The 12,752-nt window shown below is 70.1% G+C and carries 14 protein-coding genes; 10 read left to right on the top strand and 4 right to left on the bottom strand.

Going from position 1 to position 12,752, the window contains the following annotated elements; all coding sequences use genetic code 11:
- The first annotated feature begins 106 nt into the window (after window positions 1-106).
- The gene (locus FHX50_RS05445; RefSeq protein WP_183375136.1) at window positions 107-775 is read left to right on the top strand and encodes a hypothetical protein; all 669 of its coding nucleotides are present in this window, start codon (window positions 107-109) and stop codon (window positions 773-775) included.
- Between the two features lie 18 nt (window positions 776-793).
- Here FHX50_RS05445 and FHX50_RS05440 read toward each other — a convergent pair whose 3' ends face one another.
- Window positions 794-1,063, bottom strand: coding sequence for an acylphosphatase (locus FHX50_RS05440; protein ID WP_183375135.1), 270 nt, complete (start codon window positions 1,061-1,063; stop codon window positions 794-796).
- Window positions 1,064-1,139: 76 nt separating this feature from the next.
- Between FHX50_RS05440 and FHX50_RS05435 the strand changes: the two genes are divergently transcribed.
- The 3 genes from FHX50_RS05435 to FHX50_RS05425 all read left to right on the top strand — a co-directional run bounded on the left by FHX50_RS05435 (window position 1,140) and on the right by FHX50_RS05425 (window position 3,140).
- Complete coding sequence (locus FHX50_RS05435; RefSeq protein ID WP_221187105.1) at window positions 1,140-1,853, top strand: PIG-L deacetylase family protein; 714 nt, start codon at window positions 1,140-1,142, stop codon at window positions 1,851-1,853.
- Between the two features lie 9 nt (window positions 1,854-1,862).
- Entirely contained in the window at window positions 1,863-2,387 is a 525-nt protein-coding gene (locus FHX50_RS05430; protein ID WP_183375134.1) for an O-acetyl-ADP-ribose deacetylase, read from the top strand.
- Window positions 2,388-2,495: 108 nt separating this feature from the next.
- Window positions 2,496-3,140 (top strand): hypothetical protein, encoded by a 645-nt coding sequence (locus tag FHX50_RS05425; protein WP_183375133.1) that lies wholly within the window; start codon window positions 2,496-2,498, stop codon window positions 3,138-3,140.
- A gap of 100 nt (window positions 3,141-3,240) precedes the next feature.
- On the opposite strand, the gene FHX50_RS12245 is transcribed toward FHX50_RS05425, so the two are convergent.
- On the bottom strand, window positions 3,241-4,164 hold the full coding sequence (locus tag FHX50_RS12245; RefSeq protein ID WP_183375131.1) for a transglycosylase family protein: 924 nt from the start codon (window positions 4,162-4,164) through the stop codon (window positions 3,241-3,243).
- Between the two features lie 335 nt (window positions 4,165-4,499).
- Here FHX50_RS12245 and FHX50_RS05415 point away from each other — a divergent pair, with 335 nt between their 5' ends.
- Window positions 4,500-5,864 (top strand): MFS transporter, encoded by a 1,365-nt coding sequence (locus tag FHX50_RS05415; RefSeq protein WP_183375129.1) that lies wholly within the window; start codon window positions 4,500-4,502, stop codon window positions 5,862-5,864.
- A 29-nt stretch (window positions 5,865-5,893) separates the two neighbouring features.
- Here FHX50_RS05415 and FHX50_RS05410 read toward each other — a convergent pair whose 3' ends face one another.
- Window positions 5,894-6,574: a mismatch-specific DNA-glycosylase gene (locus FHX50_RS05410; protein ID WP_183375127.1), complete on the bottom strand. Its 681-nt coding sequence runs from the start codon at window positions 6,572-6,574 to the stop codon at window positions 5,894-5,896.
- A gap of 129 nt (window positions 6,575-6,703) precedes the next feature.
- Between FHX50_RS05410 and FHX50_RS05405 the strand changes: the two genes are divergently transcribed.
- The 3 genes from FHX50_RS05405 to FHX50_RS05395 are packed head-to-tail and all read left to right on the top strand — an operon-like array spanning window position 6,704 to window position 8,977.
- Window positions 6,704-7,213: a phosphoribosyltransferase gene (locus FHX50_RS05405; protein ID WP_183375125.1), complete on the top strand. Its 510-nt coding sequence runs from the start codon at window positions 6,704-6,706 to the stop codon at window positions 7,211-7,213.
- A gap of 41 nt (window positions 7,214-7,254) precedes the next feature.
- Window positions 7,255-7,872, top strand: a complete 618-nt coding sequence (locus tag FHX50_RS05400; RefSeq protein ID WP_183375123.1) for an ElyC/SanA/YdcF family protein — start codon at window positions 7,255-7,257, stop codon at window positions 7,870-7,872.
- A gap of 31 nt (window positions 7,873-7,903) precedes the next feature.
- The gene (locus FHX50_RS05395; protein ID WP_183375121.1) at window positions 7,904-8,977 is read left to right on the top strand and encodes a hypothetical protein; all 1,074 of its coding nucleotides are present in this window, start codon (window positions 7,904-7,906) and stop codon (window positions 8,975-8,977) included.
- On the opposite strand, the gene FHX50_RS05390 is transcribed toward FHX50_RS05395, so the two are convergent.
- Window positions 8,947-9,996 carry a DUF808 domain-containing protein gene (locus FHX50_RS05390; protein WP_183375119.1) on the bottom strand — a complete coding sequence of 350 codons (1,050 nt, stop codon included), beginning with the start codon at window positions 9,994-9,996 and terminating at the stop codon, window positions 8,947-8,949. The two genes, FHX50_RS05395 and FHX50_RS05390, sit on opposite strands and share 31 nt — an antisense overlap.
- A 197-nt stretch (window positions 9,997-10,193) precedes the next feature.
- On the opposite strand from FHX50_RS05390, the gene FHX50_RS05385 reads away from it, so the two are divergent.
- Together FHX50_RS05385 and FHX50_RS05380 are read left to right on the top strand one after the other, a co-directional pair.
- The gene (locus FHX50_RS05385; RefSeq protein ID WP_183375117.1) at window positions 10,194-11,441 is read left to right on the top strand and encodes an MFS transporter; all 1,248 of its coding nucleotides are present in this window, start codon (window positions 10,194-10,196) and stop codon (window positions 11,439-11,441) included.
- On the top strand, window positions 11,438-12,751 hold the full coding sequence (locus FHX50_RS05380) for an MFS transporter (protein ID WP_183375115.1): 1,314 nt from the start codon (window positions 11,438-11,440) through the stop codon (window positions 12,749-12,751). Before FHX50_RS05385 ends, FHX50_RS05380 begins: the two co-directional genes overlap by 4 nt.
- The last annotated feature ends 1 nt before the right edge of the window (window position 12,752 follow it).

The raw sequence follows: 12,752 nt of genomic DNA, 5'->3' as shown, positions 1-12,752 counted from the left end.
CCCCGAAAATGGTCAAGCAAGGGTAAAGACATGGTTTAGAGTGGTCCGTGTCCAGGTGGGGCGTCGCCGACGCTCCTCCCTCCGAGACCGAGATGAGGTTCCCGCCATGCGCATCACCCGCCGTTCCGCTGCTGTCGCCGCCAGCTCCCTGTTCGCCGCTCTGGCGATCGGCGGCCTCCAGGTCCCCGCTCTCGCGGATGGCGCATCGACCGCCAGCTCCTCGCAGTCCGTGTCCCTCGGCGCCACCGTCTCTCACCTCGGTTCCGGCCTCGTGACGGCAGCTCAGGCCGCCGCCGCTGCCGGTGCGCCTGCTCAGGCCGCCGCCCCGGCCGCCTCCGACGGGGGTCGCCCCCTTCCTGCCGATGCTGTCCAGGCCTCCTCGGTGGTCCCGGCTGGCGTCATCGATGAAGCGGCGGTGGCCGTGATGGTCAGCAAAGACGGCTCGGTGTCCTGCGCCTTCTGGGAGCACGGTGAAGGGCAGTGCGGAGCGCTGGCCGCCCAGGACGGGCGCCACGGTGCGGATGAGAATGGTCAGCCCAAGTGGATGCTCAGCATGACCGGCAACAACCCCATGGAGTTCTACTCCTACGACGCCGCGGGCGACGACACCCCGTGGGGCGCGGCCGGTGGCGACATTCAGGTGGTCGAGCCCGGCCAGACGGTCACCTACGGCGACTTCGCCTGCACCGGCACCGAGGCCGGCGGCATGACCTGCTGGAACCTCACCGACAAATCCATCGACGCCCACTTCGAGGACGGCGACCTGGTGAAGTGACGCCCGTGGCCCGCTGGCTCAGCGGATTTCGAACCGCCCGTCGCCGGCGCGGTGCTCGATCTCTTCGGAGTGAACAGCATCGACACCGGCGGCGGGCGGTCCGTCATGGCAGGCCCGCTCCAGCTCATCGACGGCCTCCGTCGGCCCGCTGACCTCTGCCTCCACGCTGCCATCGGGGAGGTTGCGCACCCAGCCGGACAGGCCGAGCTGTTCGGCGGTGCGCTGGGTCCAGAAGCGGTACCCGACCCCTTGGACCCGGCCGGTGATGACGAAGCGTTTGCGGATCATGGGTCCTCCTGTTCTGAATCTGCTGGTGCGCCGACGCGCCCCGGGGTTGTCCAGGGTAAGTGCTTACGCTCTCAGCATGATGAGCCCTGATGACCGCACTCCCGAGAACCTGCCCGTCTTCGACTCGAGCGGCATGTCCCGCGTGCTCGTGGTGGTCGCCCACCCGGATGACGCCGAGTACGGCCTGTCCTGCGCCGTCAACCGGTGGACTCGCTCCGGCATCGAGGTGTCGTATCTGCTGCTCACCCACGGTGAGGCGGGGATCCGTACCATGCACCCGTCGGAAGCCGGACCGGTGCGGGCAGAGGAGCAGCGCCGCGCCTGTGCGGCCGTCGGTGTCAGCGACCTTGCCATCCTCGACCACCCCGACGGCATGATGGAGCCGTCGATGCAGCTGCGCCGTGACATCGCGGAGCGGATCCGCATCGTCCAGCCGGACACCGTGGTGACTGCCAACTTCGATGTTGAGGCGTACGGCGGATTCAACCAGGCCGACCACCGCGTCACCGGTCTCGCCGCGGTCGACGCCGTCTCCGCCGCCGACAACCCGTGGGTGTTCACCGATCTCGAGCTCAAACCCCACAAGGTCAGTCGCATCCTCATCCACGGTGCGGCGGCTCCCACCCACCGGATCGAGCTGGAGGAGGAGGACGTGCAGGCCGGCATCACGTCCCTCGCCGCGCACGAGGCGTACTTCGAGGCGCTGCCGAACCACCCGAAGCCGGAGCCGTTCATCCGCTCGATGGTGGAGCCGCATGGCCTCATGATCCGGGTGCAGGACCTCGGCTGAGCCGTGCCCATGGACCTGATCATCACCCCCGGTGACATCACCGCCCTGAGCGTGGACGCGATCGTCAACGCCGCGAACTCCGGCCTGCTCGGAGGCGGGGGAGTGGACGGCGCCATCCACCGTGCCGGCGGCCCCGAGATCCTCGCCGAATGCCGACGGATCCGCGAGGAGCAGCTGCCCGAGGGCCTCCCCGCAGGCCAGGCCGTTGCCACCACCGCCGGGCGTCTCGATGCCCGGTGGGTGATCCACACCGTCGGTCCCGTCTTCGCGAAGAGTGAGGACCGCTCCGCCACCCTGGCCTCCTGCTACCGGCAGTCCCTTCTGCTCGCCGGCCGGCTCGGCGCGCGCTCGATCGCCTTCCCCGCGATCTCGGCCGGCATCTACGGCTGGCCGATGGACGATGCCGCGCGGATCGCTGTGGGCACCATCCGCTCCCTCGAGGGGGATGAGATGGTCGCGGGGGTGCAGGAAGTGCACGTGGTGCCGTTCGGTCCGCAGGCGGAGGCTGCGTTCCGCGCTGCGCTCGCAGGCTGATCGCGTGGCGCCCGACGGGGACCGCACCCCATGGCTCCGCCCCGGCGCGTGGTGTGACTGCCGTTACCCTGGAAGGGATCGTGTCATCCACTGACCCCAGGAGGGCCCATGGCCACCACAACCGTCGACAACCGCCGCTCGCCCGGCATGGCGAAAGCCGGCAAGGTCCTGATGATCCTCGGCGCCGTCATCCTGCTGCTCAGCCTCATCGTGGGCGGAATCCTCGCCTACCGCGGCGGCTCCGGAGTGGTCGAGACCATGGATGACCTCCAGACCATCAACAACGGTCAGGCCACGGTCTCGGCTGAGGAGGGCGATATGCTCATACTGCTGAAGCGCGAGAGCGCAGCGACCGCCCCCAGCTGCCAGGTGACCGGCCCGGACGGCCAGGACGTCCCGTTGGAGACCCCGACCACCTCCACCACCATCAACGAGTGGAAGAGCTTCGCGGCGTTCACGCCCTCGATCTCCGGTGACCACTCCATCACCTGTGACGCCGAAGCAGCAGTCTCCCCGCCGCTGAGCGTGAGCGGCATCTTCGGCGCGGTCGGCGGCGTCCTTCTGCTGATCGGCGGCTCCCTGCTGGGCCTGTTCCTGCTGGGTCTCGGCCTGCTGCTCTGGCTGCTGGGTCGCCGCAGGAAGCAGACGGACTATGTCCAGCCGGTGCAGCAGACCGTACAGCACCCCGGTCAGGCAACCCAGCCCGGTCAGCGCGACCAGTTCCCGAACGGCGGCCCCGGCCAGTCCCACTGATATCGGCAGTCCGCTCCAGCATGGCAGCACCCCCGTGATCCGCAGCGGATCACGGGGGTGCTGCTGTCAGTGCCGCGGGTCAGGGGACCGCGAGCGCTGATCAGTAGAGGTTCAGGAACAGCTGGAGGACGCGCACGGTCTGCTCGTCGTTCAGGTCCTTCGCGCCGTTGTGGGTGGCGCCCACCTCGTGCTGAAGCCCCTTCATGGTCTCGGGGCCGACGACGCCGTCCTGCTCAGCCTTGGACCACTTCTGCAGGGCGATGATGGTCTCCTCGTTCATCTCGCCGGTCTGCTCAACACCCAGCCAGTCCTGCAGGGCGGTGATGGTCTTGGGGCCCATCTTGCCGTCCACCTCGAGGGTGCCGGCGACGGACAGGTCAGGAGCGCCGACGGTGCCCTTCGATGCTCGCTTCGGCGCGTCAGACTTCTTCTGCTTCGGCTGTGCCTCCTGCTTCGGAGCCTCCTGCTTCCGCTCCTGCTTCGGAGCCTCCTGCTTGCGCTCGGGCTGAGCCTGACGCTTCTCCTTCTTCGGGGTGTCCTTCTGCTTCGGGGCGTCCTGCTTGCGCTCAGAGGTGTCCTGACGCTTCTCCTGCTTGGGGGCGTCCTGCTTCTTCTCCTTCTTGGGCGCCTTCTCCTGCGTCTCCTTGGCCGGCTTGGACGACGTATCAGCGCCGCCGCTCAGGAACTTGCCGCAGTTCGGCCATGCACCCGCGCCCTGGTTGTCGAGCACGCGCTCAGCAACGGCGATCTGCTGCGACTTGGATGCCTGATCGGCGGTGGGGGCGTACTCGGTGCCGCCGTGGCCTGCCCAGGTCTCGGCAGAGAACTGGAGGCCGCCGTAGTAGCCGTTGCCGGTGTTGATGGACCAGTCGCCGCCGGACTCGCACTCGGCCACGCCGTCCCAGCCGGACGCAGCGTGGGCTTCCTGACCGGTGGTGGCGATGACGCCGGTGGCGAGGACGGCGCCGCCGCCCAGCGCGAGGACGATGCGACGGCTGAAGTTCGAAATGATGGAGGTGCTCATGGAGGACGGATCCTTCGTCGAATCGGGTTCGTGATGACGCCTCGACGCTACGACCCGCCCCACCCACCTCTGCAAGGACCCCGGGCAGAACTTTGGGGAGGTTTGAAGCGCCGAACCGGGGCGTGCAAAAAGCGACCAAAACCCGGGCCCCCGGCGTGATGAACTCACAAAATCCCCAGATTCCGGTCGGATTGTGCTCAGCCCCGGCCCTTTTCGGCTCTTCCGGCTCCGCCCCCAGCTCCCGCCTCGGCCGGACCCGTGACCCGGCCGAACCTGCCCCGGCGCGCCCTGCGGCTGTATTCTGACCGCTCCGAATCCCTGCCCTTCTTGGAGCCATGAGCACCGCAGCCCCACCCCGCCTGACCTCCGACGAGGTCGTCCAGTCCCTCCCGTTCCGCTGGCCCGTTCAGGGCCGCATCTTCATCATCGGCGGCCTCGGCTTCATGTTCGACGCCTGGGACGTCGCCCTCAACGGAGCGCTGATCCCCGCCGCCGTGCAGGAATGGGGCATCAGCCGCCCCGAAGCCGCCCTGCTGTCCACCGCGAACCTGCTCGGGATGGCGCTCGGCGCCATCGTCTGGGGCACGATCGCGGACCGGGTGGGTCGGCGCCGCGCCTTCTCCCTGACACTGCTCATCTTCACGGTCTTCACCGCAGCCGGCGCCCTCGCGCCGTCGTTCGCGGTGCTGGCGGCGTCCCGCTTCCTCGCCGGCATCGGCCTCGGCGGCTGCATCCCCGTGGACTACGCACTCATCGGCGAGTTCACTCCGAGGAGGGTCCGTGGTCGTGTCCTGACCGCGATGGACGGCTGGTGGCCCGTCGGTGCCGCCGCCGCGTTCTTCGTCTCCGCGGGTCTGCTCGCCGCGACCGGCACGTGGCGGCTGTCGCTCGCGATCATGATCCTGCCGGCGCTGCTGGTGTTCTGGGTGCGGCGCGATATTCCCGAATCGCCCCTGTTCCTCGCCCGGCAGGGTCGGGAGGCGGAGGCCCGAGCTGTCGTGGACAGGCTCGTGGAGGCCACCGGCGCCCCGAGGCGCGAGTATGTCGTCGCGGCTGCTGAGCTGGACACGCGTCGGCGCACCGGCAACCCCATCACCGCAGCGTTCGACCAGCTGGCGGCGCTGTGGAGGGAAGCTCCGCGCATCACCGCGGTGTCCTGGGGACTGTTCGGCACGATCCTGCTGGTGTACTACCTGGCGCTGAACTGGATGCCGTCGATCCTGCAGGATGCCGGACTCGGCCGCATCGCCGCTCTGGTCTCCGGTGCGGGGATGGCGCTGGCGGGCCTCATCGGGGTGGTGGTCGCGGCTGTGCTGGTGGAGAGAGTGGGCCGACGGGTGCTGCTGGCGGCATCGGCTCCGGCCGCTGGCCTGCTGCTGGTGCTGGTGGCGGTGACGCTGGATGATCCGCGCGGCGCTGTCGTGTGGCTGCTGGTGTTCGGCGTCATCATCCAGATCTCCGTGCCCGTGCTCTACACCTACGTCTCCGAGCTGTATCCGACTCATCTGCGGGCATCCGGCTTCGGCTGGGCATCGACGATGAGTCGCGTCAGCGCCGGTGTGGGACCGCTGCTGTTCGCCGTGGCGTGGCCCGTGATGGGGCTGGGGGCATCGTTCGCTGTGGCGCTCGCACTGGTGGCGGCGGCGGTGATGGCGATGCTGCTGCTGGCACCGGAGACTGCGGGCCGGGACCTGCGCTGACCCGCGGTCCGGTGCCCTGCGTGGAGGGTTCAGGTGCGCCCGATGTCCGCGAGGACTTCGAGCCATTTCTCGGCGAGCGAATCGATGTTCTCGTGCGCGTTCAGGCCGGACGGCTGCGGCACCACCCAGAGCGCGGTCCCCGTCGGCCAGCGTGGGAGGTCCTCCGGCAGGGCCGACGGGTCCTGCCGCCCCAGCTGCGCCTTCGGCAGTCGGAACGCGGTGCGGTACGCGGTGATGCCGGCGATGGCGACCGCGCGCGGCCGCAGCTCCTGCACGCGGTGGACCAGTCGCACCCCTGCCGCGCGCAGTTCCTCTCGGCTGAGCTGGTCGGCGCGGGCGGTGGCGCGGCCGATGAGGTTCGTCAGGCCGATGCCGCGGCGCAGAAGTGCGAGTGCGTCCTCATCGGTGAGACCGAGGGAGCAGTCCACGACGGCGTCGGTCATGCCCGCGCGGTTGAGAGCGGGCCAGAAGCGGTTGCCGGGCCGTGCGAACGGGGCGTTCACGGCGGCGGTCCACAGCCCTGGGTTGATGCCGACGATCAGCAGGTCCAGGCGGTGGGAGGCGCCAGCGGGCAGCACATCGTCCACACCGTTCGGGTCGGCGGTGTCGACGGCGGCGAGGTCAGCCCGGGTGGGCTTCGCACCGCCCAGCGGCGACGGCCGCCGCGGCCGCAGAGCCACGGTGCGGTGCAGGTCAGTGGGGGAGGTCATGGCCCGATAGTAGTGGCCGGGCCTGGACCGGTGGGCGTGAGGTTCGTGAACCTCTGCAGATCTGCTGGTGACCGGCGCCGCGGCCGCGGATACGATGGTGACCCGACCATTCTCACCGGAGGAGACCCCGTGACCCAGGCGTACCACGCAGATTCCAGTGACCTCGAGACCAAGGAGGTCCTCACCTGGGACCTGTTCGGCACCGCGTCGCGCGAGCTGGCGCAGACGATCGCCGATTCCGACTTCGAACCGGAGATCGTCATCGCGGTGGCCCGCGGCGGACTGCTGCCCGCTGGTTCGCTCGCGTACGCCCTCGGTCTGAAGCTGGCCGACGCCATCAACGTCGAGTTCTACACGGACGTCCACGAGACGCTGCCGGATCCGGTGCTGCTGGAGCCGATGCTGGACACCAACGCCATCACGGGCAAGCGCCTGCTGGTGGTGGACGACGTCGCTGACTCCGGGCGCACTCTCGCGCTCGTGCTGGAGCTGCTGGAGGCGCAGGGCGCCGAGGCCCGCTCCGCCGTTCTCTACGCCAAGTCCGCATCCGTGGTGGAGCCCACCTACGTGTGGAAGCGCACCGACGACTGGATCGTGTTCCCGTGGTCCGCTGAGCCTCCGGTCACCCGCTCGAAGTGACCCGCGCCGGGCGCGGATCGCGCCGCCGCCCCCGATGGGCCGTGGCCGGTGCGGTCGGGATCGGTGCCGCCGTCATCGCGGCCAGTGAGGTGATCGACCAGCTCGCCTCCCGCAGCCTCGTCACCCCCACGTCCAGCGAAGCGTCCGGCGGGGGAGCAGCCGACGGGTCCCGCACCCTCATCGTCCTCGGCTACGGCCAGTCCGGCACTCGCGCCGGGCTGATCAACCGGTTCCGGGTCCGCCAGGCGCTGCGCACTGCCTACGTGTGGGAGGCCGACGGCACCGGGCCGTGCACCCTGCTGATGTCCGGCGGCGCCGTGCGCGGTCACATCCCCGAGGCGCACCTGCTGCGTGATGAGGCCATGCGCTGCGGCTTCACCGGTGAGATCCAGCTCGATGCGCTGGCGCGCAGCACCGAGGAGAACGTCCTCAACACGCTGGCGGCGGTCGAATCATCCCGCGACGCCGCCTACATCTCCCACCCGCTGCATTCCCTCCTGGCGCGCCGCTACCTGCGCCACCTGCGACCGGAGCTGCTGAGGCGGATCCGCCGCGCCGATGACGTGCGCATCCTCGAATGGGGGCCGCTGCGGCCCATCATGACCGTGATCGGGCTGCGGGAGCTGCGACGCGTGCGCCGCCTGCACGCCGGTGCGTGAAAACCGGCCCCCGATCGGAGACGATGGAGCCATGACCCTGCCCTTCCCCGACTCCGCCCCGCCCAGCGACGGCCTCGCCCACCTGGAGGCACAGCAGCCCGTTCTGGACGAGCTGTTCGCCCACGCCTCCTCCCACGCCGGCGGCCGCGACTCGCTGCTGGACGCGATGGAGTTCGCCGGTCGCTTCCCCACCCTGTCCTGCTACAACGCGTCGCTGGTGCACCTGCAGCGGCCCCGAGCCCAGTTCGTGGCGACCCGCCGCACCTGGACGAGGGACCTGCACCGCACGATCCGCCCCGGGGCGATCCCCCTGATCGTGCTGCGCCCGTTCGGCCCCATCGACCTGATGTACGACATCGCCGACACCGACGGCCCCCACCCGGTGCCGCAGAGCGTCCTGCACCCCCTGCGCAGCCTCGGCCCCGTCACAGCGGCCGGTGCGGCGCAGCTGGTGCGCCTCATCGAGCAGGCGGGCGGCCGCGAGCATATTGCCGCCGTCTGCGCCCAGGCGGAGGAGGCGGAAGGGACACAGGGGCCGACGGACCCCGCCGATCTGATCGCCGCGGTTCTGCGCGCCCTGGCGCATGCGCTGCTGGGCCACCTCACCCCGTCGACGGAGCCGCCCGTCCAGGTCCTGCGCACCGTCACACCGCAGGGACGCCGTGAACTGGGGCCGCGGGCACAGGACTTCGAAGCGGACGCCGTGGTGGCGCTGGTGCTGCGGCGAGCGTCAGTGGAGCACCCGTCGGCCGCTATCCCGAAGGCCGACGGCGACGATGCCGGTCTGGTCGCGGCGGTGAGCCCCGAAGCGATCTTCACCGCGGTCAAGCACATCGAAGCGCTCGCGGGCAGGCGCCTGCTGGGGGAGCAGCTGCGGGCTGTTCCCCATCAGGGGGACCATCCGCAGCTGATGCCGCGCGGAGGATCGGGGAAGGCGGGGGCGGCCGAGGTGAGCCCGTGGGATCAGCCGTCGCTGTTCGACGCCTCCGGTTCCGCCGCCGACCCCGACACTGCCGACCTCGAGGCCGTCGATCCCGAGGCCGAGGATGCTTCTGCCGATTCCGCGGGCGAACCTCAGGACTCGGAGGAGCCCTCCGGCCGATAGGCATGGCTGCCGGTGCCGGTGCCGGCGGCGGCGCCTCCCGTGCGCTCACGGCCCGCCTGGACGGTGGGAGCGCCGTCCTCGTGGCCCTTTCCGCGCAGCCTCTGGATCAGGGCGACGACGCCGACCACCACCGATCCCCAGATGATGCCGAGGATCAGCGAGCAGACCGTCTCCACCAGCCAGGAGAGGAAGCCCCCGATACCGGCGAGGCCCGCGACCGGGCCCTGCAGGGCGTGCACGAGGTTCTCCGGGGCGTGCCAGCCCAGTTTGTCGAGGCCCACGAGGATGATGTGGCCGCCCACCCACAGCATGGCGAGCATGCCGACGTACTCGATGATGCGCAGCACCACCGGCATCGCCCTGACGAGCGCTTCGCCGAACTTCGCCGCACCGGCGGAGTCCTTCGTCATCATCGCCAGGCCGATGTCGTCCAGCTTCACCAGCAGCGCCACCACGCCGTACACGGCGACGGTGATGACCACGGCCACCACGATGAGGGTGATCAGGCGTGACCAGAAGGCTTCGTCGGCGACCTCCTTCAGGGAGATGACCATGATCTCCGCGGACAGGATGAAGTCGGTGCGGACAGCGCCGCTGACCACTGACTTCTCCGCGTCCGCGCCGCGCTGCACAGCGGGTTCATCACCGGCTGTGTGATGCTCGAGGAGGCCGATGAGCTGCAGGATCTTGTGCGCCCCCTCGTAGCAGAGGTAGGTGCCGCCCACCATCAGCAGCGGGGTCAGCAGCCACGGGATGAACTGGCTGAGCAGCATCGCCAGCACGATGATGATCGCCTTGTTGATGAGGGAGCCGCGCGCGATCTTCGCAATGATCGGCAGCTCCCGCTTGGGGTCCACGCCCTTGACGAACTGCGGGGTGACGGCCGTGTCATCCACGACGACGCCGGCGGCCTTCGCGCTGGCGCGCCCGGACGCGGCGGCGATGTCATCGGCGTTCGCGGCGGCCATGCGCGCGAGTGCGGCGACATCATCCAGCAGGGCGGCGAGTCCACCAGCCATGAGCAACCCCTTCCAGAGGGAACAGTCGTGATCGAATCGTCGCCAATGGTAGCGACCGCCGGCCCCACCAGCCCGCAAGCAGCCTGGACCGCGCTGGTGATGCCCGCCACCGTGCTTGGCGCTGTCCCCACCGCGCCGATACCCTCGATCGGGGCCCGCGCCGCGGACCGGCAGAAGCGATGCGGGAGGGAGGAGACGTGCACAGCGAGCAGGCGAACGAGCACGGCACCCAGCACCCGTCGGCCCCGCTGTGGGGACGCGTGGTCCTCCTCGGCTTCGGCATCTTCACCCTCGTCACCCTCGAACAGCTGCCGATCGGCCTCCTGCCGCTGATGACCTCCGATCTCCACGCCACCGACGGCGCCATCGGCCTCGCCGTCACCCTGCCGGGCATCCTCGCCGCCGTCATCGCCCTGATCCTGCCCGGCATCACCCGCGGCATCGACCGCCGGCTCATCCTCGTGGCGTCGCTCGCCGCCGTGGTGCTGTCCACGGTCGGATCGGCGCTCGCCCCCAGCACCGGCGTGCTGATGGCCTCGCGCATCCTCACCGGCTTCGCCATCGGCATGTACTGGCCGGTGATGCCGCAGGTGGCTCTCGCGCACGTGCCGCGCCGCCACAGCGCCGCCGCCCTGTCCATCGCGTTCGCCGGCGTCGGCTCCGCGGTGCTGCTCGGCATTCCGCTGTCCACATGGCTCGGCACCACCGTCGGATGGCGCGAATCGTTCCTGCTGGTCGGCGGCATCGCCGCCGTCGTCGGGGTGCTGCAGCTGCTCGTGCTGCGACCCGTCCACTCTCAGGCTGCGGAGACCGTCCGCTCCACGCTGCGGGCCCTGTCCATCCCCACCGTGAAGTACGGATTCCTGCTGGCCTGCACCGCCGTGACCGCGCAGTTCATCTCCTACTCCTACGTCACCCGCATCCTCGAGCAGCTCGGCGGCGTGCGGATCGAGCACATCTCCGCGTTCCTGCTCGCCTACGGCGTGGTCGGCCTGCTCGGCAACTTCGCCGGCGGCGCCGCGCTCCACCGCAGCCCATGGGGGTCAGTGTGCCTGCTCGTGGGCGGCATGATCGCAGCGCTCACCCTCATGGTCACGATCGTCCACGACCCCGTCACCGCGCTCATCGCCACCATTGTGTGGGGAGCGTTCGCCGGGATGCTGTCCGTCACCGTGCAGGGCTTCGTCCTGTCCGGTGCCGGGAAGCGGGAGGACGCCGCAGTCGCCATCAACTCCTCCGCCTTCAACGGCGCGATCGCCATGGGCGCCCTCATCGGCGGCATCCTCGTGGACCGCTCCGGCATCATCGCCGCGCTCACCGCCAGTCTCGCGCTGCTCGCCGTCAGCGCTGGCATCCTGGCCGCGTTCCGGCTGCGCCAGCCCACCCGAGAGGGGGCCGACGGAGCCCCCAGTCCCACCACAGCACCCGAAGGAGGCACCGCATGATCGACGACCCCACCGACGCCGGCGACACCCGCGCCCGCGACTGGGACGAGAACGAGCCCTCCACCACCACCGGCGCCATCCCCGTGTCCACCGGCGCGATCCCCGTGGTGCCCGAGCACCCCGAAGACACCGCTGAGCCGGCGCGATCGAACTGGCTCGCCGTGGCCACCCTCGCCATCGGCATCTTCGTGCTCGTCACCATCGAAGAGCTCCCCATCGGAGTGCTCACCCTCATCAGCGACGACCTCGGGATCAGCCGCGGATCCGTCGGCCTCGCCGTCACGCTCCCCGGCGTCCTCGCCGCCGCCATCACCCTGGTCACCCCGCGCCTGTCCCGCGGCCGCGATCGACGCATCATCATCCTCGTCGCGCTCGCCATGGTGATCGTGTCCTGCGTCCTCACCGCCGTCAGCTGGGACCTGGTGAGCCTGCTGTTCTCCCGCGTGTTCGCCGGGTTCGGCATCGGCCTCTACTGGGCGGTGATGCCGCTGGTGGCGATGGGGCAGGTGCGCAGTGAGCAGATCCCCCGCGCCCTGACGATCGTCTTCTCCGGGGTGGGGGCGGCACTGATCTTCGGCCTGCCGCTGGCGACCTGGCTCGGCGACTCCTTCGGCTGGCGGATGGCGTTCGTGCTGGTGGGCGCGATGTCCCTGGTGGTCGGCGTGATCGTGCTGGCGATCGTGACCCCGTCGGTCTCCACCGCCGCGAGCACTGTGCGCCGAACCCTCGGGGCGATCACGCACCCCGCCATCGGCACTGCAGTGCTGCTGACCGCACTGCTGCTGACCGCGGAGTTCATCACCTACAGCTACATCCGTCCCATCCTGATCGACGTGGCCGGGGTTCCCGGCTCCTCCACGTCGGTGTACCTGATGGTGTTCGGCACGCTCGGGCTCGTCGGCAACTTCGCCGCCGGGGCCCTGGTGTCTCGCACCCCGGTGCTGGCGATCCTGGTGCTCGCGATCGGCTCGGGACTGTCCGTCGCCGCCCTCATGTGGCTGATGCACGGTCCGGTCGCTGCGGGCATCGTGCTCGCCGCATGGGGCTTCTTCTCCGGCATGATCAGCGTGTCCTCGCAGGCGATGGCGCAGTTCCGCGCCGGTGACCGCGTGGATGACGCCACCGCGCTCAACACCGCCGCCGCCACCAGCGCCATCGCGGTGGGGGCGCTCATCGGCGGTGTGCTCGTGGACTCCTTCGGCCTGCACGCCCCCATGATCGCTTCGCTCGTGCTGACGGTCATGGCCGTGGCCGTGGTGCTCGTCTTCCACCTCCGATTCGACCGCGACGGGGAGCATGAGCGGGCCTGAC

The sequence above is a fragment of the Helcobacillus massiliensis genome (assembly GCF_014191425.1).
In the GTDB taxonomy this organism is placed as follows: Bacteria; Actinomycetota; Actinomycetes; order Actinomycetales; family Dermabacteraceae; genus Helcobacillus; species Helcobacillus massiliensis.
The sequence above is the reverse complement of the archived record's forward strand: the minus strand, read 5'-3'. Positions and strand labels throughout refer to the sequence as shown.